Here is a 21,048-nt window from a genome sequence, read left to right on the forward strand (position 1 = left end):
CCAAGGAAAGAGTCCCGATCATGACGATTGCCACCAGCAAACAACCAATGCCGTGCGGCGCCTGGCCTTCCCCGATCAGCGCCGCGGTGGTCGCGGCCGGCGCGGTGCCGCTGTCCCAGCCGATGCTCGACGGTCCGCGCCTGGGCTGGCTCGAGGGCCGCGCCAGCGAGGGCGGACGCACGACGCTCATGGTGCACGACGGCGGCGGCACGCGCGAACTGACGCCGGCGCCCTTCAACGTGCGCAGCCGCGTCCATGAATACGGCGGCGGCGCCTGCCTGCTGGCCGGCGGCGTGGCCTGGTTCTCGCACCATGCGGACGACCGCCTGTACCGGGTGGCAGCCGATGGTGGGCCGAACTGCACGCCGGTCGCCGTGACGCGCGAAGGCACGGGCCACCGCTACGCCGACTTCGTGCTCGACGCCGCCCGCCAGCGCGTGATCGCCGTGCGCGAGGACCATTCGGCCGGCGCCGCCCACCCCGTCAATACGCTGGCCGCGGTCGGCTTCGACGGCGTCGAGACCGTGCTGGTGGACGGCAACGACTTCTATGCGGCGCCGCGCCTGTCGCCCGATGGCCGCCAGCTGGCCTGGCTGTGCTGGGACCACCCGCGCATGCCGTGGGAAGGCACGGAACTGTGGCTGGCCGACGTGGCCGCGGATGGAACGCTGGTGAACGGCCGCCTGATCGCGGGCGGCCCCGACGAATCGATCTGCCAGCCCGAGTGGTCGCCCGGCGGCCTGCTGCATTTCGTGTCGGACCGCAGCGGCTGGTGGAACCTGTACCGCTACGACCACGGCGTGACCCATGCGCTGTGCCCGGTCGAGGCCGAATTCGCCGGCCCGCACTGGAGCTTCGGCAGTGCGCTGTATGGCTTTCGTTCCGAGGACGAGATCGTGTGCGCTTACGTCGAGAAAGGCGTCAGCTACCTGGCGCGCCTGTCCAACGGCAACCTGGCGCCGCTGGAGTCGCCGTATGAAGAGATCCGCGAGCTGCGCGTGCAGGGCGACGTCGTGGCCCTGCTGGGCGGCGCGCCGACCATCGCGCCGGAGCTGGCGCGGATCGACCTGGAGACCGGCGTCAGCGAAGTGCTGGCGCATTCGATCCCGCAACTGCCGGCGACCGGCTACCTGTCGGTGCCGCTGGCGATCGACTATCCGAGCGAGAACGGGCGCACCGCCCACGCTTTCTACTACGCACCGGCCAATGCCGACCATGTGCCCGCGGCGGGCGAACTGCCGCCGCTGATCGTGATCGGCCACGGCGGCCCGACCGGCATGGCGACCAGCACCCTGAAGCTGTCGACCCAATACTGGACCAGCCGCGGCTTTGCCGTGCTGGACGTGAACTATGGCGGCAGCACCGGCTTCGGGCGCGCCTACCGCAACCTGCTCAAGCATCAATGGGGCGTGGTGGACGTCGAGGACTGCGTGGCCGGCGCGCGCCACCTGGCGGCGCAAGGCGTCGTCGACCCCGAGCGCCTGCTTATCCGCGGCAGCAGCGCCGGCGGCCTGACGGTGTTATCGAGCCTCAGCTTCCACGATGTCTTCAAGGCTGGCGCCAGTTACTACGGGGTATCCGACCTGGCCGGACTGGACGCCGATTCGCACAAATTCGAGTCGCACTACAACCAGTACCTGATCGCGCCGCCGGACACCGCCGCGGCGGTGTACCGCGCGCGTTCGCCGATCCACCACACGGATAAACTGCGCCGGCCGATGATCTTCTTCCAGGGCCTGGACGACAAGGTGGTGCCGCCGCAGCAGTCCGAGAGCGTGGTCGAGGCGCTGCGCGCGCGCAAGCTGCCGGTGGCCTACCTGACGCTCGAGGGCGAAGGCCATGGCTTCCGCAAGGCCGACAGCGTGGTGCGCACGCTGGAAGCCGAATTGTATTTTTACCTGCGCGTGTTCGGCATCCCGGTGCCGGACGGCCTGCCGGCGATCGAGATCGAGAACCTGGGCGCATGACCGACAGCGAAGTGCGCGCGCGCCTGGGCGCCAGCAGCGCCGAGGAACACGCGATCCTGGCGCTGTTCGCCATCGCCGGCGAGCCGATGGGCCGCCAGCGCATCATCGAGTACATGCGCGCGCTGTCCGCGCCGCTGCCGCAGGCGCAGTGGGCGGACGAACTGGCGCGCCTGCGCGAGGCGGGCCTGCTGGCCGACGCCAACGAGCGCGGCATGGCGCTCGCGCCCGGCGCGGCCTGGCCGGTGCTCGACTTCGCGCTCGACAGCGGCCTGTTCGGCGTGGTGGCCACCGCCTATGGCCAGGTGTCGACGGTGCGGCGCGACTGGCAGGGCAACCTGATGCTGCGCAGCTACCGCCAGGGCCTGGCCCTGCTGCGCATCGCCCTGCTCGGCGGCGAGGACCACGAGGTCGTCACGCCGCTGCTCGACGCCTGCCTGCGTTGTCACGAGGCGAGCTACCTGCATCCGCTGGTCGACGCCTGCGCGCGCCCGTTCGCGCCAGGCATGATGGAGCGCATCCATCCGCGCCTGCGCGAAGGCATCCTGCACGTCCTGGTCATGCATGCGCGCAGCGAACCCCAGCTTGCGCCGGCGGTGCGCGACTACGCCGAGCGGCTGGTGGAGCGCAGCAGCCCGGAAAGTCCGTTGCGCCGCTCGCTTGGCGAGCACTACATCCTGTGCGGGCGCCTGGACGACGCGCTGGCGCTGGTGAACGAGACCGGCGACTCGCCCGGCCTGTTCCTGCGCAGCGTGGTGCAGGTGCTGCGCGATGATCTGGACAGTGGCCTGGCCGGGATCGACGCCTCGCTCAAGCAGTTGCGCCGCGAAACCGGCAAGCGCAAGGCTGTATTCGACGGCCACTGCGCGCACATCGCCGTGGCCGCCCTGCTGCGCAGCAGCGATCCGGCCTACCGCAAACTGGCCGACGCCTGGCTCGAGATCGAGACGCGCGCGGTGCAGCGGCCCGATAACGCGGTGTGGTTCCAGCTCGGCATGCTGCACGAGATCCAGCGCGGCACCGTCGACGCCGCGCTGTTCGGCACGCGCAGCTGGGAAATGTCGCTGGAACCGACCGTGTTCCGCGCCCTGATCCATCACTGGCTGGCCCTGCCGGCGCTGAACAGCCAGCGCGCGCGGCTGGAAGACATGCTGCTGCAGTCCGAGGCGGCCGGGTTCGACCTGTGGTCGGCCCAGCTGGCCGGCGTGCTGGCGCAGATGGGCCAGGCCGGCCACCTGGCGCATGAACAACGTGCGAGCGAACTGCGGCGCCGGCACCGCCTGCCCGACATGACCGGCTGGTTCGCGCGCGAGGAACCGTGGGAACGCCAGCTCAATGCCCTGATCAACCTGCAGCCGGCGGCGAACGTGGAGAACGTGCGCGAATCCCGGCTGGTCTGGCTGGTCCGCTACGACCCGCACCTTGGCGTGCAGGAACTGGAGCCGCGCGAGCAGAAGCGCGACGCGCAGGGCGGCTGGAGCCGCGGCCGCGCCATCGGTCTCAAGCGCCTGGCCGAGGAAGGCGCCGGGCTCGACTTCCTTACCGCGCAAGACCTGCAGGCCGTGAACGCGATCGCCGGCCGCCGCCACTACGCCGGCAGCGGCATCCGTTTCGAGCTCGAGGTGCACAAGGCGCTGGCAGCCCTGGTCGGCCATCCGCTGCTGTTCTGGATGGATTCGCCCGGCACCCGGGTCGAGCTGCTGCCGGGCGAGCCGGAACTGCTGGTCAAGAAGCACGGCGAGACGGTAGCGATCATGCTGAACCCGCCGGTCGGGGACAGCGACGGCGACGTGGTGGTCACACGCGAGACGCCGACCCGCCTGCGCCTGGTGCAGGTCAGGGACGAGCACCGGCGCATCGCCGCCATCGTCGGCGAAGGCTTGACGGTGCCATTGGCGGCCGAGCGCCGCGTGCTGCGCGCGATCGGCGCGGTGTCGTCGATCGTCACCGTGCAGTCGGACATCGGCGCCAGCAGCAGCGACATCGAGACCGTGCCGGCCGACCCGCGCCTGCACGTGCTGCTGCGTCCCTACCAGCAGGGCATGCGCATGCAGCTGCTGGTGCGTCCCCTGCCGGGCGGCGCCTATTACGGCCCCGGCGAAGGCGCGGCCAATGTGATCGCCGACGTCGAAGGCATCCGCACCGAAGCCCGGCGCGACTTGAACGCCGAGCGCGAAGCCGAGCGCCAGCTGGTCGCCCAATGCCAGGCGCTCGAACTCGCGGAACCGGACCACGGCGAATGGCTGCTCGGCCAGCCCCTGCTGGCACTGGAACTGGTCGACCAGCTGCGCGCGCTGGATGGCGAGGCCATCGTGGTCGCCTGGCCCGAGGGCGAAAAATTCAGGGTGACGAAGAAAGCCACGACGAAATCGGTGCGGGTGCAGATCCGGCGCGAGCGCGACTGGTTCGCGGCCAGCGGCGACGTCGTGATCGACGAAGGCCGCGTGATGAACCTGCGCACCCTGCTGGAAAAGATCCAGGAGAGCGGCAGCCGCTTCGTGGCCCTGGGCGAGAACGAATACCTGGCCCTGTCCGACGAGCTGCACCGGCGCCTGACGGAATTGAAAGCCTATGGCGAGCTGCACGGCGACGGCATCCGCACCCCTGCGCTGGCCAGCTTCGCGCTGGACGAGCTGGCGCGGGACGCCGGCAGCGTCGACGCTGACAAGGCCTGGCAAGCCCACTTGAAACGCATGGCCGAGAATGCCGCCTTCGCGCCCGCACTGCCGTCCACCTTGCAGGCCGAGCTGCGCGATTATCAGATCGAAGGCTTCCAGTGGCTGGCGCGCCTGGCCCACTGGGGCGTCGGCGCCTGCCTGGCCGACGACATGGGTCTCGGCAAGACCTTGCAGGCGCTGGCGCTGCTGCTCACGCGCGCCAAGGACGGCCCGGCGCTGGTGGTGGCGCCGACCACGGTGTGCCTGAACTGGATCGACGAGGCCGCGCGCTTCGCGCCGACCCTGAACCTGAAGCTGTTCGGTCCCGGCGAACGCGCCGCCACGGTCGACGACGCGGGGCCGTTCGACGTGGTCGTGGTCAGCTATGGCCTGCTGCAGCTGGAGGCGGCGCGCTTCAAGGGCCGGCGCTGGCACAGCATCGTGCTCGATGAGGCCCAGGCGATCAAGAACATGCATACCAAGCGCTCGCAGGCGGTGATGGCGCTGCAGGGGGACTTTCGCATGGCGGCCACCGGCACGCCGCTGGAAAACCACCTGGGCGAGCTGTGGAACCTGTTCCGCTTCATCAATCCTGGCCTGCTGGGCAGCGCCGACCAGTTCCAGCTGCGTTTCGCCGGCCCGATCGAGAAGGCACAGGATAAACGGCTCGAGGCCGGCGCCCGCGCGCGCCTGCGGCGCCTGACCGCCCCCTTCATCCTGCGCCGCACCAAGGCGCAGGTGCTGTCCGAGCTGCCGCCGCGCACCGAGATCGTGGTGCCGGTGGAACTGAGCGTTGAAGAGAACGCGCTCTATGAATCGCTGCGGCGCCAGGCCCTGGACAAGCTGGCCGCGCTCGAGGCGCCCGAGGGGCAGAAGGCGATCGAGATCCTGGCCGAGATGATGCGGCTGCGCCGCGCCTGCTGCAATCCCGAGCTCGTGGCGCCCGGCGCCGGCATCGCCAGCAGCAAGCTGGCGACGTTTGCGCGCCTGACGACCGACCTGCTCGAGAACCGGCACAAGGTGCTGGTGTTCAGCCAGTTCGTCGACCACCTGAGCCTGATCCGCCAGTACCTCGACTTTCATGGCATCGCCTACCAGTACCTGGACGGTTCGACCCCGATCCAGGAGCGCAAGCGCCGCGTGGACGCCTTCCAGGCCGGCGAAGGGGACCTGTTCCTCATCAGCCTGAAGGCGGGCGGCGTCGGCATCAACCTGACCGCGGCCGACTACGTGATCCACATGGACCCATGGTGGAACCCGGCGGTCGAGGACCAGGCATCGGACCGCGCGCACCGCATGGGGCAGCAGCGGCCGGTGACCATCTATCGCCTGGTCGCGCGCGGCACGATCGAGGAAGCCATCGTCGACCTGCACCGCCACAAGCGCGATCTGGCCGACAGCCTGCTGGAAGGGACCGAAATGGCGGCGCGCATGTCGCCGGGGGACATGCTGGAGATGCTCAAGGCGGGACTCGGAAGCTGATTTTGCATTTCAGTCAACGTTCGTGTTCTGCGTGTCGGAATGTTTCAACTGCCCGCAAATAACGCGATTAGTGCTAATCTGCACGCCTTCGCGCCTCCCGCGAGCCAAGACACCTCCTTTGTTACAGGGCCTGAATACGATGATGAAAACGAAAATCGCGCTGGCAGCCTTGCTGGCGTGTTTCGCGCTGACGCCGGCCGTCGCCGCCACTTCCAAACCGGCCAAGGGCAAGGCCAAATCCTCGAAGGTCGTCAAGAAGAAGACTTCCAGCACGGGCAAGAAGGCCCTGGTGGGCGCGGCGGCCGTCGGCGCCGGCGCCGCGGCGGCGGGTACGGTCGGCGCCAGCGCCGCCGAAATGCGCCTCGACCGCCGCATGTCGACCCTGAGCATGCAATACCTGACCGCCCTGTGGCGCATGGATCCCGAAGGCGGCATCTACGTCGGCAAGTTCGACCACGCCGCCAACCTCACCATCCCGAACGCCGACACGCGGGCGAAACAGCTTGCCTTCGCCAACGAGTGGCTGGAAAAATTCGGCAAGCTCGATCCCAAACAGCTGTCGCCGCGCTACCGCACCGACCTGGCCCTCCTGGTCAACAAGCTCGAGAAGGACCGCTGGCGCCTTTCCACCTGGCGCGAACACGAGTGGAATCCGTCGCAATACAACGTCGCCGCGCCGCTCGACCTGATCCTGAACACCGACTACGCGGCCAAGCCGCAGCGCCTGCGCACCATCCTCAAGCGCCTGGCCGACGTGCCGGCCTATTACGCGGCGGCGCAGGCTTCGATTACCAATCCGACGCGCGAGCACACCCAGCTTGCGATCGGCCAGGCGCCGGGCACACTGGCGGTGCTGGCCGACCTGGGCAAGGCGGCCGCGGAATCGATCCTGACCGCGCAGGAAAAAACGATCTTCGCCCAGCGCGTCGCCAACGCCGGCAGCGCGGTGCTGGGCTATGTCGACTTTTTGAACGGGGTCGAGAAGCGCCAGGCGGCCAGCGGCCAGGCGCGTCCTTTCCGCGCCGGCAAGGCGCTGTACGAGCAGAAGTTCGCGCTCGACATCCAGTCGTCCGCCAGCGCCGAGGAAACCTTCCGCAAGGCCCTGGTCACGCGCGAGGAACTGCTGTCGAACATGGACCGCATCTCGGATGAGCTGTGGCCGCGCTACATGGCGGGCGTGGCCAAGCCGCAAGACCGCTTCCAGAAGATCGGCATGATGATCGACAAGTTATCAAGCCGTCACGTCGCGCGCGAGAACTTCTTCGCCGAGATCCGGCGCCAGATCCCGCTGCTGCAGGACTGGGTGATCAAGCACGACCTGTTGACGCTGGACCCGAGCAAGCCGCTCGAGGTGCGCGAAACGCCGATGTACCAGCGCGGCGTGGCCGGCGCCAGCATCGACGCGCCGGGCCCTTACCGCTCCAAGGACAAGACGTATTACAACGTCACGCCGATGGACAACCTGACGCCGGAACAGGCCGAGAGCAGCCTGCGCGAGTACAACGAGTGGATCCTGCAGATCCTGAACATCCACGAGGCGATCCCCGGCCACTATGCGCAGCTGGTGCACGCCAACCGCTCGCCTTCCTTGATCAAGTCGCTGTTCGGCAATGGCGCCATGGTCGAAGGCTGGGCCGTGTATGGTGAGCGCATGATGCTCGAATCGGGCTACGGCGACAATGCGCCCGAGATGTGGCTGATGTACTCGAAATGGAACCTGCGCAGCGTGACCAACACCATCCTCGACTACAGCGTGCACGTGAACGGCATGGGACGCGAGGCGGCGATCGACCTGCTCACCCGCCAGGCCTTCCAGACGCGCCAGGAAGCCGACGAAAAATGGCGCCGCGTGACCCTGACCTCGGTGCAGCTGACCAGCTACTTCAGCGGCTACCACCAGATCATGGAACTGCGCGAGCGCCGCAAGCAGCAGCTGGGCGAGCGCTTCCAGCTGAAGGAATTCCACGACCAGTTCCTCAGCTATGGCAATGCGCCGGTCAAGATGATCTCGGAGTTGATGCAGTAACCCTCTCCGCATGGTCCATCGTGGCCGTGCAAAAACGCACAAGCGGCGTGCTCGCGCGCCCGCTTGTGCACCCTTTCTCCCGAACTATGATGAATGTGGCAGGTCGCCCGGCCGGCCCACGACAACCATATTCGGAGACACCGCATGCACCCCTTTCACCGACAGGCGGCGCGAGCCGCGATCTGCCTGGTGCTGTGCGCGCCGATCGGCGCCCTGGCACAGACCCCGGTCCAGGCCGGCCCCGGCGCCTGGAGCGCCAACCAGGTCTGGGCCAACGACACCACCCATGGCGGCGCCCTGAGCGGCTACTACTACTGGCCGGCCACGCCCCCCATCCTGGACAACAAGCGCGCCCTGGTGCTGGTGCTGCACGGCTGCGCGCAGACCGCGGGCGGCGACGTGATCAACGGCAGCGGCGACGCCGGCTACAACTGGAAGGCGGTGGCCGACCAGTATGGCGCGGTGATCCTGGCGCCGAACGCCACCGGCAACGTCTACGGCACCCACTGCTGGGACTGGGCCGCCACCAACCACAGCCGTTCGTATGGCCACACCGCGGTGCTGCTCGACCTGATCAACCGCTTCCTGTCCAACCCGCAGTACGCGATCGATCCGAAACAGGTGTACGTGGCCGGCCTGTCCTCGGGCGGCGCCAAGGCCATGGTGCTGGGCTGCACCGCGCCCGAGATCTTCGCCGGCCTGGGCCTTTCCGCCGCCCCGCCGCCGGGCGTCACCACCAGCCAGATAGCGCTGGTACCTTCCGGCTATACGGCGACCACCGCGGCCAATGCCTGCCGCGCGATGGCGGGCACGGCGAGCGACCATTTCACGACCCAGGTCACGGGCGTGATCTGGGGCACGAGCGACTACACGGTGGCGCAAGCCTATGGGCCACTGGACGCCGCCGCCATGCGCCAGGTGTATGGCGGCGCCTGGACGCAGGGCGCGGCGGTGACCGTGCCGGGCAGCGGCAGCAATGTGGAATACACCGACGCGAACGGCAAGGTGCGCACCTCGCAGATCACGGTGACCGGCCTGGGCCACGCCTGGCCGGCCGGCACGGGAGGCCAGAACGCCAATTTCGTGAATGCGACCCGCGTGAACTACCCGGCCTTCATCATGGATTTCTGGTTCAACAAGAACCTCCGGGTGAGCCAGGCGCCGGCGCCCGTCATGACCGCGTGCAGCGCCAGCGTATCGGGGTCGACGGTCACGGTGAACGGGGCGGCCAGCTTCGCGCAGGGTTCCATTACCGGCTACCGCGTGGTGCTGAGCGGACCGTCGCCGGTCGACGATGCTGCGGCCGGCAGCGGCGCCGCCTTCAGCAAGGCGTATGCGAACCGCGCGGACGGCAGTTATGGCGGCAGCGTGCGCGCCATCGGCAGCAATGGGCAAACCTCCAGCGCCTGCGCCCTCCCCGCGTTCCAGGTGGGTACGGGCACGCCGCCGCCGGTGTTTACCTGCACCACCAGCACGGCCAGCAACTACGCCCACGTGCAGGCCGGCCGCGCGCACGCGAGCGGCGGCTATGCGCTGGCCAACGGCTCGAACCAGAACATGGGGCTGTACAACACCTTCTACACCAGCACGCTGGCGCAGACGGCGCAGGGGTACTACATCGTGGGGAATTGTCCTTAGAACCGCAGGTTCCTGGCGCCGGGCGGCTGCCCGGCGCTATTCATGCTATGCGCGCTATAGGCGCTAAGCGCACCATGCTTACGCGGTTTCTTCCGGCGCAGTCGTGGCGCGCTGGAAGATCGGCGCCACCAGCAGGCCCAGCTCGTAGAGCAGGCACATCGGAATGGCCAGGGCCAGCTGGCTTACCACGTCCGGCGGGGTGACGATCGCGGCGATCACGAAGGCGCCGACGATCACGTAGGAACGGACCGCGCGCAGCTTCTCGAGGCTGACGATGCCCATGCGCACCAGGATCACGACCACCACCGGCACCTCGAACGAGGCGCCGAAGGCCAGGCACATCGACATCACGAAATCGAGGTAGTTCTCGATGTCGGGCATGACCGCGATCGAGGTCGGCGCGAATTCGCCGATGAAATGGAACACGCGGCCGAACACGAAGAAGTAGCAGAACGCCACGCCGGCGATGAACAGGACCGAGGATGAAATGACCAGCGGCAGCACCAGGCGCTTTTCGTGGGCGTACAGGCCGGGCGCGATGAAGGCCCAGGCCTGGTAGAACACCCAGGGCAGCGCCACGATGAAGGACAGCAGCAGCGTGACCTTCATCGGCACCAGGAACGGCGAGATGACGCCGGTGGCGATCATGGTCGAGCCGGGCGGCATCGAGGCGATCATCGGCGCGGCGATCAGGTCGTAGATATGCGATGGCCCCGGCCACGCCATCAGCGCGGCGCACACGATCGCGATCCCGATCGAGGCCTTGACCAGGCGGTCACGCAGCTCGACCAGGTGCGAGATGAAAGTGTCTTCGCCGGCGGCTTGCTCAGTCATTTAGAAGAAGGAAGAGTTGGATTTGCCGGCGCTGCCGGGGCGGAACTTGCGCACCCGGGCGGCGCCCGACATCACATGGCGCTTGGTGCCATGGCGGTTCTTGTACCAGGCCGGCACGCTCGAAGTGCGCACCAGCTTCTTGCGGCGGAAGTCCTTGGCCTTGCGGTCGATGTCGGCCACGGTCGGCGTGACCGTCGTGGCGCCGCCGCCGTCGTGCGCGGTGCGGTCATCCCACAGCGCTTCGACCTCGTCGACGTGGCTGGTGACGGACGACTCGAAATCGCTGGTGGCCGACTCGACTTCGCTCTTGAACGATTGCGCTCTCTCCTGCACATCCTTGTGCAGGTTGCGCAGCTCGTCGAGCTCGATCTCGCGGCTGACCTCGGACTTCACGTCATGCAGGTAGCGCTGGGCGCGGCCGTACAGCGTCCCGGCCATGCGCGCCACCTTGGGCAGCTTTTCAGGGCCGATCACGATCAGCGCGACCACGCCGATGATCGCGATTTTCGACAGTCCAAGATCGATCATGGAACTCGCGACTTACAGACGGGTCTTGTCGCGGGCTTCCACGTCGATGGTCGACTTGTCGGCCACCTGCTGGGTCGGCTGAGCCGGCGCCGCCGGATTCGCTTCCGCAGCCTTCTCTTCGTCGCCCTTCACGCCGTCCTTGAAGCCCTTGACGGCCTTGCCCAGGTCGGAACCCATATTGCTGATCTTCTTGGTACCGAAGATCAGCATCACGACCACCAGCACGATCACCCAGTGCCAAATACTCAAACCACCCATGTTGTTCTCCTAGCAAGGCGCATGCGCCTGAAAAATCGGGAAAGCGTCTACGACAGTATACGCGAAGCGGGGGCCGCCTGCCCCCTTTGACACTTAGTCCTGGCTTAGCGAGAGCTTCACAGCCCCAGACCGCGCCATGGGCGCGGACCGCCATACATATGCAAATGCAGGTGATACACTTCTTGACCGCCATCCGGACCGGTATTGATCAGCGTCTTGAAGCCGCCTTTCGGCTTGCCATCGGCGCCGATCTTGACGTCAATACCATTCTCTTTTGCAAGCTTGGGCGCCAGTGCGAGCATCTTCCCCAGCAGCACCGCGTGTTCCTCGGTGCAGTCGGACAAGGTGGACACGTGCTGCTTCGGAATCACCAGCAAGTGCACCGGCGCCGCCGGGTTGATGTCCTTGAATGCCAGCACGTCCTCGTCTTCATAGACGACGGCGGCCGGGATCTGCTTGGCGACGATCTTGCAAAAAATGCAGTTATCCATCTTGTCTCCAGTTCGTGACGATGCTCCAGGGCCGGGCCGGCCGTCGCCGCCGAGGCATCGTATCAACGCGGCATGACATCGATATGACTGAGCGGTATGACGGCCAGAAGGCGATTATGACACCGGAACGCGACGCGCGCACAGTGAGCGCGTGCTCACTTGCAACGCACGCGGAATTATTCATTCCTTGCGTGCGGCTTTTTCCACCATGCCGGACACGCCCTCGCGCCGCGCCAGCTCGTCCAGCACCTGTTGCGGCGTGAGGTCGAACTTGGCCAGCAGCACCAGCGAATGGAACCACAGGTCGGCGCATTCATACAGCACCTTCGATGGATCGCCCGCGATGCGCGCGTCCTTGGCGGCCATCACCAGCTCGGTGGCTTCCTCGCCGATCTTCTTGAGGATAGCGTCGTCGCCCTTGGCGAACAGCTTGGCGACGTAGGACGTCGCAGGGTCGCCGCCGTGCTCGGGCTTGCGCGATTCGATCACGGCCGCGACACGGGCCAGGGTAACGCTCATGGGGTCTTCTTCTTGTCCGAGGAGTAAATGGTTTCAGGATCTTGCAGCACCGGTTCGACGCTGTGCCAGTCGCCATTGTCGTACTTCTGGAAGAAGCAGGAATGGCGGCCGGTATGGCAGGCGATGCCGCCCACCTGCTCGATCTTGAGCAGGACCACGTCCTCGTCGCAATCGAGGCGGATCTCGCTCACCTTCTGGATATGGCCGGACTCTTCGCCCTTGTGCCACAGTTTCTTGCGCGAACGGCTCCAGTACACGGCTTCGCCCGTCTCGACGGTGCGGGTCAGGGCGTCACGGTTCATCCAGGCGAACATCAAGATGTCGCCGGTCGCCGCCTCCTGGGCGATCACCGGCACCAGGCCGTGCTCGTTCCAGCGCACCTTGTTGAGCCACTTGGTATTGGTCGACATGCGGCTTCCTTAATCGAGGCGCATCGGGATGCCACGGTCAAGCATGAAGCGCTTGGCCTCGCCGACCGTGTGCTGCCCGTAGTGGAAGATGCTGGCGGCCAGCACCGCGTCGGCATGGCCTTCGAGGACGCCGTCGGCCAGGTCCTTCAGGCCGCCGACGCCGCCGGAAGCGATGACCGGGATGCCCACGGCGTCCGAGACGGCGCGGGTCAGGCCCAGGTCGAAGCCGATCTTGGTGCCGTCGCGGTCCATCGAAGTGAGCAGCAACTCACCGGCGCCGAGGCGCTCCATCTCGCGCGCCCATTCCACCGCATCGAGCCCCGTGGCATTGCGCCCGCCATGGGTGAAGACTTGCCACTTGCCGGGACTGGTCTCTTTGGCGTCGATCGCCACCACGATGCACTGCGAGCCGTGCTTGCTGGCGGCGTCGAACACCAGTTGCGGATTGGTGACGGCCGAGGTGTTCATGCTGACCTTGTCGGCGCCGGCATTGAGCAGGCGGCGCACATCCTCGACCTTGCGCACGCCGCCACCGACGGTGAGCGGAATGAACACGGTCGAAGCGACGGCCTCGATGATCGGCAGGATCAGGTCGCGGCCGTCGCTGGAAGCGGTGATGTCGAGGAAGGTGATCTCGTCGGCGCCCTGGGCGTCGTAGCGGCGCGCGATCTCGACCGGGTCGCCGGCGTCGCGCAGCTCGGTGAAGTTGACGCCCTTGACCACGCGGCCGCCGGTGACGTCGAGGCAGGGGATGATGCGTTTGGCTAGCATAAGAATCTCTGCGTCAGCATATGAACGTCGTCCCCGCGCAGGCGGGAACGACGCATTCAGGCCCGCGTCCCTTCCGTCAGTTCATCGGCGCGCTCCTGGGCCGAAGCCAGGTCGAGCGTGCCTTCGTAGATCGAACGGCCGCAGATCACGCCCTCGATGCCTTCGTCCTGCACCGCGCACAGCGCTTCGACGTCGGCCAGCACGTGCACGCCGCCCGAAGCGATCACCGGAATCTTCACCGAGCGCGCCAGCTTGACGGTCGCCTCGATGTTCACGCCGCCCATCATGCCGTCGCGGCCGATGTCGGTATAGATGATCGATTCGACGCCATAGCCTTCGAACTTCTTGGCCAGGTCGATGACTTCGTGGCCCGACATCTTGCTCCAGCCGTCGGTCGCGACCTTGCCGTCCTTGGCGTCCAGGCCGACGATGATGTGGCCCGGGAAGGCGCCGCAGGCGTCGTGCAGGAAGCCCGGGTTCTTGACGGCGGCGGTGCCGACGATGATGTAGCTGATGCCGTCGTCCAGGTAGCGCTCGATGGTGTCGAGGTCGCGGATGCCGCCGCCCAGCTGGACCGGGATCTCGTCCAGGCCGTTGTCTTCGGCGTATTCCTGCACCACCTGCAGGATCGATTTGATGGCGGCCTCGTTCTTCGGTTTGCCCGCGAATGCGCCGTTCAGGTCGACCAGGTGCAGGCGGCGCGCGCCCTTCTTCAGCCAGTGCAGCGCCATGTCGGCGGGATCTTCGGAAAACACGGTGGCAAGGTCCATATCGCCCTGTTTCAGGCGAACGCAGTGACCGTCTTTCAGGTCGATGGCGGGGATCAGCAGCATGGTCGTTGTCGGTTGGTTGACGGGGTTATTTCGGGAAATGAGTCAGCAAATGATTCAGGAAATGCGTCAGAAACTGAGTTCGGAATCACGGATTCCAGTGAATGAAATTGCGGTACAGGCGCAGGCCGGCGGCGGCGCTCTTTTCGGGGTGGAACTGGGTGGCGACGATGTTATCGCGGCCGACGGCGCAGCAGAACGGGCCGCCGTAGTCGGTCTCGCCGATCACGTCGTCACGGTTCTCCGGCGCCGCATAGTAACTATGCACGAAGTAGAAATAGCTGCCGTCCTCCACGCCTTCCCACAGCGGGTGGGCGCGCGCCTGGCGCACCCGGTTCCAGCCCATCTGCGGGACCTTGAAGCGCGAGCCATCAGGCTGCAATTTTCCGTCGAGCTGGAAGCGCACCACCTTGCCCGGCAGCAGGCCCAGGCCGGGAGTGCCTTCGTTCTCTTCGCTCTCCTCGAACAGCATCTGCTCGCCCACGCACACGCCCATGATCGGACGGGTCCTGGCGGCGCGCAGCAATGCTTCCTCGAGGCCGGACTCGCGCAGGCTGCGCATGCAGTCGCGCATGGCGCCCTGGCCCGGCAGCACGACGCGGTCGGCGCGGTCGATGTCCGCGGCCGAGCTGGAAATGAGGACGTCGGCCTCGGGCGCGGCGGCGCGCAGCGCCTGCGCCACCGAGCGCAGGTTACCGAGTCCATCGACGACGACGATCTTGTTGGCCATGATTACAGGCTGCCCTTGGTCGACGGGATGATGCCGGCCGCACGTGGGTCCAGCTCGGTGGCCATGCGCAGCGCACGACCGAAGGCCTTGAACACGGTCTCGCACTGGTGGTGGGCGTTCACGCCGCGCAAGTTGTCGATGTGCAGGGTGACGGCCGCATGGTTCACGAAGCCGCGGAAGAATTCGCCCGTCAGGTCGACGTCGAAGGCGCCGATCATGGCGCGGGTGAACGGCACATGCAGCTCCAGGCCGGGACGGCCCGAGAAATCGATCACCACGCGCGACAGCGCTTCGTCCAGCGGCACGTACGAATGGCCGTAGCGGACGATGCCCTTCTTGTCGCCGATCGCCTTGGCCACGGCCATGCCCAGCGTGATGCCGACGTCTTCCACCGTGTGGTGGGCGTCGATATGCAGGTCGCCCACGGCCTCGACCTCGAGGTCGAACATGCCGTGGCGCGCGATCTGGTCGAGCATATGGTCGAGGAAGGGGACGCCGGTATTGAGCTTCTGGCGGCCGGTGCCGTCGAGGTTGATCGAGACGCGGATCTGCGTTTCGTTGGTATTGCGCGTGATGTCGGCGGTGCGGATCATTGCTAAGGGCGCTAAGGGCGGTCGTCGGCCGGTCTTTCGCTGGGGAGAAACCGGCTGGATTAAATGGTGTCCGTCAGGGGCGCTGGGTTACAGCGACGTCTTCAGGGCTGCCAGGAACTGATCGTTCTCTTCGGGGGTGCTGACCGTGACGCGGATGCAGTTGGCCAGCAATGTATGCATTTTACTCAAATTTTTGATCAATACCCTCTCGCCATGGAGAATCGCGCAGGCGCGCTCGGCATCGGGCACGCGCAGCGAGATGAAATTGGCGGCCGACGGGAACACTTCCACGCCCGGCAAGGCCGCCAACGCGGCGGCCAGGCGGGTGCGTTCTTCGTTGATCAGGCCCGCCTGGCGATCCAGCACGTCCAGGTGGTCCAGCGCGAATTCGGCCGCCACCTGGGTCAGGACGTTGACATTGTACGGCGGACGCACCTTCTCGAATTCAAGCAGCAGCGGCGCGCTTGCCGCCATGTAGCCGAGGCGGATGCCGGCCAGGCCCAGCTTGGACAGGGTCCGCATCACGACCAGGTTCGGGTGCTGCGGCAGCCGCTCCATGAAGCTGACCCTGGCGAACGGTTGATACGCCTCGTCGACCACCACGATGCCGTGCTCGCCCAGGGCCTCGATGATCGCGACCATGGCGTCGGCATCGTACAGGTTGCCGGTCGGGTTGTTCGGATAGGCCAGGAACACCAGCGACGGCCTGTGCTCGGCAATGGCCGCCAGCATGGCCGGCAGGTCGAGCGAGAAGTCGGGCTTGATCGGCACGCCGACGAAGTCGGCGCCCGCGAACTGGGCCGAACGCGAGAACATGACGAAGGCCGGGACCGGGGCCATCACGACGGCGCGGCGGCTGCCGGCCTCGCGTTCCTGGCGCGCGACCGCGGTCGCCAGGATCGTGATCAGCTCGTCCGAGCCATTGCCGAGCAGAACGTCATAGCCGGCCGGCACGCCCAGCTTGCTGCAGATGCGGTCCTTGAGGCTGCGATAGGACGGCACCGGATAGCGGTTCAGGGCCGCTTCGGCCAGGCGCGCGCCCAGTTCGGCGCGTAGCGGCTCGGGCAGCTGGTACGGGTTTTCCATCGAGTCGAGCTTGACGTAGCCGATCGAGTCCGGCACGTGGTAGCTGCCCACGGCGCGCACGTCGGCGCGGATGGTGTTCTCGATCAGTCTAGTAATGTCGGTCATGATGTTTCTTCCGTGGTGGTGGCGGCCTTGGCGGCCTTGCGTTTTTTTGCTCCCGCGACCGGCACTTCGGGCGCGGCCAGGCGCTCCTGGATAATGGCGCAGTAGTCGGGATTGAGCTCGAAGCCGGTGTACTGGCGGCCCAGGCGCTTGGCGGCGATGGCCGTGGTGCCGCTGCCCATGAAGGGGTCGAGCACGACGCCGCCCGGCGGGCACGAGGCCTTGACCATGCGCTCGATGATCTCGAGCGGCTTCTGAGTAGGATGGTCGGCGCGCTCCGGATGCTCGCGGTGCAGGCGCGACACGCTCCACACGTCCTTCGGGTTGTAGCCGACTTCCAGCCACTTGGCGCCCACGAAGATCGAGCGCGAGCGCGCCTTCTTGGTCTCGGCGTCATACGGGATGCGCACCGCGTCCAGGTCGAAATAATAGTCCTTGCGCTTCGCGAAGAAGCCGATGGTGTCGTGCACCGACGAGAAGCTGCGCACGCTGCCGCCCATCGACGGCACGCGGCGGTCCCAGATGATCTCGTTCATCATCGTCATGCGTTTTTTCAGCATCACGAAGATCTCGGGCGCGAAGCGCCAGGTGAGGAAGATGTACAGGCTGCCGTTGGGCTTGAGCTTGGGGATGGCGGCGTCGATCCACTGCTCGGTCCAGGCGAGATACGCCTCCACGCTTTGCTGGTCCGACGTGTTGCCATAGTCCTTGCCCAGGTTGTAGGGCGGGTCGGTCAGGATCAGGTCGATGGACCCGTCCGGGATGCGCGGCAGGCCGGCCAGCGCATCCTCGCAGAATACCTGGTTGACCCAGGACGTCATGATGCCTGCGGCAGGTTTTGCAACTGCGTGGGGTTCAGGCGAAGCTCGGCACTGCGCGCGTGCGCCTGCAGGCCCTCGCCATAGGCGAGGGTGGCGGCGACCTTGCCCAGCGTCTGGGCGCCCGCTTCGCTGACCTGGATGATCGACGACCGCTTCTGGAAGTCGTACACGCCCAGCGGCGACGAGAAGCGCGCCGTGCGCGAGGTCGGCAGCACGTGGTTCGGGCCGCAGCAGTAGTCGCCGAGCGACTCGGACGAGAAGCGGCCGAGGAACATCGCGCCCGCGTGGCGGATCTTGTCGGCCCACTGCATCGGCTCGAGCGCCGAGATTTCCAGGTGCTCGGCGGCGATCGAGCTGGCGATCTCGCAGGCTTCATCCATGTCGCGCACGAGGATCAGCGCGCCGCGGTCGGTCATCGAAGTGCTGATCGTGTCCTTGCGCGGCATCGTTGGCAGCAATTTGTGGATGCTCTGCTCCACCTTGGCGATGTAGTCGGCGTCGGGGCACAGCAGGATGGCCTGGGCCAGTTCGTCGTGCTCGGCCTGCGAGAACAGGTCCATCGCCACCCAGTCAGGATCGGTGGTGCCGTCGCACAGCACCAGGATCTCGGACGGGCCGGCGATCATGTCGATGCCGACCACGCCGAACACGCGGCGCTTGGCGGCGGCGACATAGGCGTTGCCGGGGCCGACGATCTTGTCGACCGGCTGGATCGTTTCGGTGCCGTAGGCCAGCGCGCCGACGGCCTGCGCGCCGCCGATCGTGATCACGCGGGTCACGCCGGCGATCGCGGCGGCCGCCAGGACCATCTGGTTCTTCACGCCGTCCGGGGTCGGCACGACCATGATGATTTCCTTGACGCCGGCGACGTGGGCCGGGATCGCGTTCATCAGCACCGACGACGGATACGCCGCCTTGCCGCCCGGGACATAGATGCCGACGCGGTCGAGCGGGGTCACGCGCTGGCCCAGCAGCGTGCCATCGGGCTCGGTGAAGGTGAAGCCGGTCGAGGCGTCCTTCTGGCGCTCGTGGAACGCGCGCACGCGATCGGCGGCGACTTGCAAGGCCGCGCGCTGCGCTTCCGGCAGCGCGGCCAGCGCCTGCTCCAGCTCGGCCTGGCCAACGTCGAATTCGGCCATCGACTGCGCGCCGCCGTTCGGGATGCGGTCGAACTTGTTGGTGTACTCCAGCACAGCCGCATCGCCGCGCGCCTTCACGTCGCGCAGGATATGCGCGACCGCGGTTTCGATGGCGTCATCGGTTTCCGCTTCGAACGCCAGCAGGGCGTCGAGGGTGGTCTTGAAGTCGGGCGCGGTGGAGTCGAGCTTGCGGATCTGTACTGCCATGATTGTTCTTCAGCCTTGTCGTTGGGAGACGTTGCGACGCCCGGCGCGTTCGAACGCCTCGAGAATCGGTTGCAGGCGCTCGCGCTTGAGCTTGAGCGCGGCCTGGTTCACCACCAGGCGCGAGGAAATGTCCATGATCTTTTCGACTTCGACCAGGTTGTTGGCGCGCAGCGTGCCGCCGGTCGAGACCACGTCGACGATGGCGTCCGACAGGCCGACCAGCGGGGCCAGCTCCATCGAGCCGTACAGCTTGATCAGGTCGACGTGCACGCCCTTGCTGGCGAAGTGCTCGCGCGCGGTGTTGACGAACTTGGTCGCCACCCGCAGGCGCGCGCCCTGGCGCACGGCGCTGTCGTAGTCGAAGCCGGCGTTGACCGCGACCGACATGCGGCACTGGGCGATGCGCAGGTCGATCGGCTGGTACAGCCCCTCGCCGCCATGCTCGAGCAGCACGTCCTTGCCGGCCACGCCGAAATCGGCCGCGCCATGCTGGACGTAGGTCGGCACGTCGGAAGCGCGCACGATCAGCACCCGCACGCCGGGGTCGTTGGTCGAGAGGATCAGCTTGCGCGAAGTCTCGGGGTTTTCCAGCACCTCGATCCCGGCCGCCGACAGCAGCGGCAGGGTGTCTTCGAAGATGCGGCCCTTGGAGAGCGCCAGGATCAGCTGGGGTTCCCCATGTACGCCATTGAATGTCATTTGCTTGAGCTTATTTAATACGTACGATATCGGCGCCGACCGCCGACAGTTTCACTTCCATCCGGTCGTAGCCGCGGTCGAGGTGGTAGATGCGGTCGACCAGGGTCGTGCCCTCGGCCGCCATGCCGGCGATCACCAGCGAGGCCGAGGCGCGCAGGTCGGTCGCCATCACCGGCGCGCCGACCAGGCGTGGGACGCCCTTGATGAAGGCGGTATTGCCCTCGGTCGAGATCTGGGCGCCCAGGCGGTTCATCTCCTGCACGTGCATGAAACGGTTCTCGAAGATCGTCTCGGTGACCGTCGACGGACCGTCAGCGATCGTGTTCACGGCCATGAACTGGGCCTGCATATCGGTCGGAAAGCCCGGATACTCGGTGGTGCGGAACGACACCGGACGGGCACGGCCGTCCATCTTCGCGCGGATGGTGTCGCCATCCACGGTCAGCTGCAGGCCGATCTCGCGCAGCTTGTCGAGCGCGACGTCGAAGATGTCGGTGCGGGTATTGGTGAGCACGATGTCGCCGCCGGTGGCCGCCACCGCGCACAGGAAAGTCGCGGCCTCGATGCGGTCCGAGATCACCGCGTGCGATGCGCCGTGCAGTTCATCGACGCCCTGGATCACCAGGCGGTCGGTGCCGATGCCCTCGATCTTCGCGCCCATGGCCACCAGCAGCCTGGCCAGGTCGGTCACTTCCGGTTCGCGCGCTGCGTTCTCGAGCACCGTTTCGCCTTCGGCCAGGGTGGCGGCCATCAGCAGGTTCTCGGTGCCGGTCACGGTGATCATGTCGGTGAGGATGCGCGCGCCCTTCAATTTCCTGGCTTTGGCATGGATGTAGCCGCCCTCGATCGTGATCTCGGCGCCCATCGCGCGCAGGCCCTTGATGTGCTGGTCGACCGGACGCGAGCCGATCGCGCAGCCGCCCGGCAGCGAGACCTTGGCTTCGCCGAAGCGCGCCAGCAGGGGCCCCAGCACCAGGATCGAGGCGCGCATGGTCTTGACCAGCTCGTACGGCGCTTCGAGGGTGTCGATCGCGCTGCCGTTCAGGGTGACTTTCTCGTCATTTTGGGTCACCTTGAGACCGGTCTTTTCCAGGAGCTTGAGCATCGTGCGCACGTCATGCAGGCGCGGCACGTTCGACAGCTGCAGGTCGCCGGCGGTCAAGAGGCCTGCGCACAGGATGGGCAGCGCCGCGTTCTTGGCGCCGGATACCGGAATCTCACCAGCCAGGCGCTTGCCGCCGACGATCTGGAGCTTGTCCATGC

Annotated in this window: 19 protein-coding genes; 4 read left to right on the forward strand and 15 right to left on the reverse strand. The window is 66.8% G+C overall.

The window, feature by feature from the left end:
* Window positions 1–20 precede the first annotated feature (20 nt).
* From ABIB38_RS00585 to ABIB38_RS00600, 4 genes are all read left to right on the forward strand, one after another.
* The gene (locus tag ABIB38_RS00585; RefSeq protein ID WP_429200836.1) at window positions 21–1,967 is read left to right on the forward strand and encodes a S9 family peptidase; all 1,947 of its coding nucleotides are present in this window, start codon (window positions 21–23) and stop codon (window positions 1,965–1,967) included.
* Window positions 1,964–6,103, forward strand: coding sequence for an SNF2-related protein (locus ABIB38_RS00590; RefSeq protein ID WP_429200838.1), 4,140 nt, complete (start codon window positions 1,964–1,966; stop codon window positions 6,101–6,103). The genes ABIB38_RS00585 and ABIB38_RS00590 overlap by 4 nt, the downstream gene beginning before the upstream one ends.
* Window positions 6,104–6,242: 139 nt before the next feature.
* Window positions 6,243–8,129: a DUF885 domain-containing protein gene (locus tag ABIB38_RS00595; protein ID WP_429200840.1), complete on the forward strand. Its 1,887-nt coding sequence runs from the start codon at window positions 6,243–6,245 to the stop codon at window positions 8,127–8,129.
* A 129-nt stretch (window positions 8,130–8,258) separates the two neighbouring features.
* Window positions 8,259–9,767, forward strand: a complete 1,509-nt coding sequence (locus ABIB38_RS00600; RefSeq protein WP_429201777.1) for an extracellular catalytic domain type 1 short-chain-length polyhydroxyalkanoate depolymerase — start codon at window positions 8,259–8,261, stop codon at window positions 9,765–9,767.
* Between the two features lie 78 nt (window positions 9,768–9,845).
* Here the strand turns inward: ABIB38_RS00600 and tatC are convergent, their stop codons facing one another.
* The 15 genes from tatC to murA form a co-directional block, all read right to left on the reverse strand.
* Window positions 9,846–10,601, reverse strand: coding sequence for a twin-arginine translocase subunit TatC (gene tatC / locus ABIB38_RS00605; RefSeq protein ID WP_429200842.1), 756 nt, complete (start codon window positions 10,599–10,601; stop codon window positions 9,846–9,848).
* Entirely contained in the window at window positions 10,602–11,129 is a 528-nt protein-coding gene (tatB, locus tag ABIB38_RS00610; protein WP_429200844.1) for a Sec-independent protein translocase protein TatB, read from the reverse strand.
* A gap of 12 nt (window positions 11,130–11,141) precedes the next feature.
* Entirely contained in the window at window positions 11,142–11,387 is a 246-nt protein-coding gene (tatA, locus tag ABIB38_RS00615; protein WP_123068022.1) for a Sec-independent protein translocase subunit TatA, read from the reverse strand.
* 116 nt (window positions 11,388–11,503) lie between these two features.
* A complete protein-coding gene (locus ABIB38_RS00620; RefSeq protein ID WP_429200846.1) occupies window positions 11,504–11,878 on the reverse strand; it encodes a histidine triad nucleotide-binding protein in 375 nt (124 codons plus the stop codon).
* A gap of 180 nt (window positions 11,879–12,058) precedes the next feature.
* On the reverse strand, window positions 12,059–12,397 hold the full coding sequence (locus ABIB38_RS00625) for a phosphoribosyl-ATP diphosphatase (protein WP_429200848.1): 339 nt from the start codon (window positions 12,395–12,397) through the stop codon (window positions 12,059–12,061).
* Entirely contained in the window at window positions 12,394–12,807 is a 414-nt protein-coding gene (gene hisI, locus ABIB38_RS00630) for a phosphoribosyl-AMP cyclohydrolase (protein ID WP_429200850.1), read from the reverse strand. The genes ABIB38_RS00625 and hisI overlap by 4 nt, the downstream gene beginning before the upstream one ends.
* 9 nt (window positions 12,808–12,816) lie before the next feature.
* Entirely contained in the window at window positions 12,817–13,578 is a 762-nt protein-coding gene (gene hisF / locus ABIB38_RS00635) for an imidazole glycerol phosphate synthase subunit HisF (protein ID WP_429200852.1), read from the reverse strand.
* 56 nt (window positions 13,579–13,634) lie between these two features.
* Complete coding sequence (gene hisA, locus ABIB38_RS00640) at window positions 13,635–14,411, reverse strand: 1-(5-phosphoribosyl)-5-[(5-phosphoribosylamino)methylideneamino]imidazole-4-carboxamide isomerase (protein ID WP_429200854.1); 777 nt, start codon at window positions 14,409–14,411, stop codon at window positions 13,635–13,637.
* A gap of 85 nt (window positions 14,412–14,496) precedes the next feature.
* Window positions 14,497–15,138, reverse strand: coding sequence for an imidazole glycerol phosphate synthase subunit HisH (gene hisH / locus ABIB38_RS00645; RefSeq protein ID WP_429200856.1), 642 nt, complete (start codon window positions 15,136–15,138; stop codon window positions 14,497–14,499).
* Between the two features lie 2 nt (window positions 15,139–15,140).
* Window positions 15,141–15,731: an imidazoleglycerol-phosphate dehydratase HisB gene (hisB, locus tag ABIB38_RS00650; protein ID WP_429200858.1), complete on the reverse strand. Its 591-nt coding sequence runs from the start codon at window positions 15,729–15,731 to the stop codon at window positions 15,141–15,143.
* Window positions 15,732–15,818: 87 nt separating this feature from the next.
* A complete protein-coding gene (hisC, locus tag ABIB38_RS00655) occupies window positions 15,819–16,922 on the reverse strand; it encodes a histidinol-phosphate transaminase (RefSeq protein ID WP_429200860.1) in 1,104 nt (367 codons plus the stop codon).
* Entirely contained in the window at window positions 16,919–17,740 is an 822-nt protein-coding gene (locus ABIB38_RS00660) for a DNA-methyltransferase (protein WP_429200862.1), read from the reverse strand. Before ABIB38_RS00660 ends, hisC begins: the two co-directional genes overlap by 4 nt.
* A complete protein-coding gene (gene hisD, locus ABIB38_RS00665; RefSeq protein ID WP_429200864.1) occupies window positions 17,737–19,086 on the reverse strand; it encodes a histidinol dehydrogenase in 1,350 nt (449 codons plus the stop codon). The genes ABIB38_RS00660 and hisD overlap by 4 nt, the downstream gene beginning before the upstream one ends.
* Window positions 19,087–19,095: 9 nt before the next feature.
* The gene (gene hisG, locus ABIB38_RS00670; RefSeq protein WP_429200865.1) at window positions 19,096–19,785 is read right to left on the reverse strand and encodes an ATP phosphoribosyltransferase; all 690 of its coding nucleotides are present in this window, start codon (window positions 19,783–19,785) and stop codon (window positions 19,096–19,098) included.
* A gap of 10 nt (window positions 19,786–19,795) precedes the next feature.
* Window positions 19,796–21,046, reverse strand: coding sequence for a UDP-N-acetylglucosamine 1-carboxyvinyltransferase (gene murA, locus ABIB38_RS00675; protein WP_429200867.1), 1,251 nt, complete (start codon window positions 21,044–21,046; stop codon window positions 19,796–19,798).
* Between the last annotated feature and the right edge of the window lie 2 nt (window positions 21,047–21,048).

It is taken from the genome of Massilia sp. UYP11 (genome assembly GCF_050434805.1).
Taxonomy (GTDB): domain Bacteria; phylum Pseudomonadota; class Gammaproteobacteria; order Burkholderiales; family Burkholderiaceae_D; genus Telluria.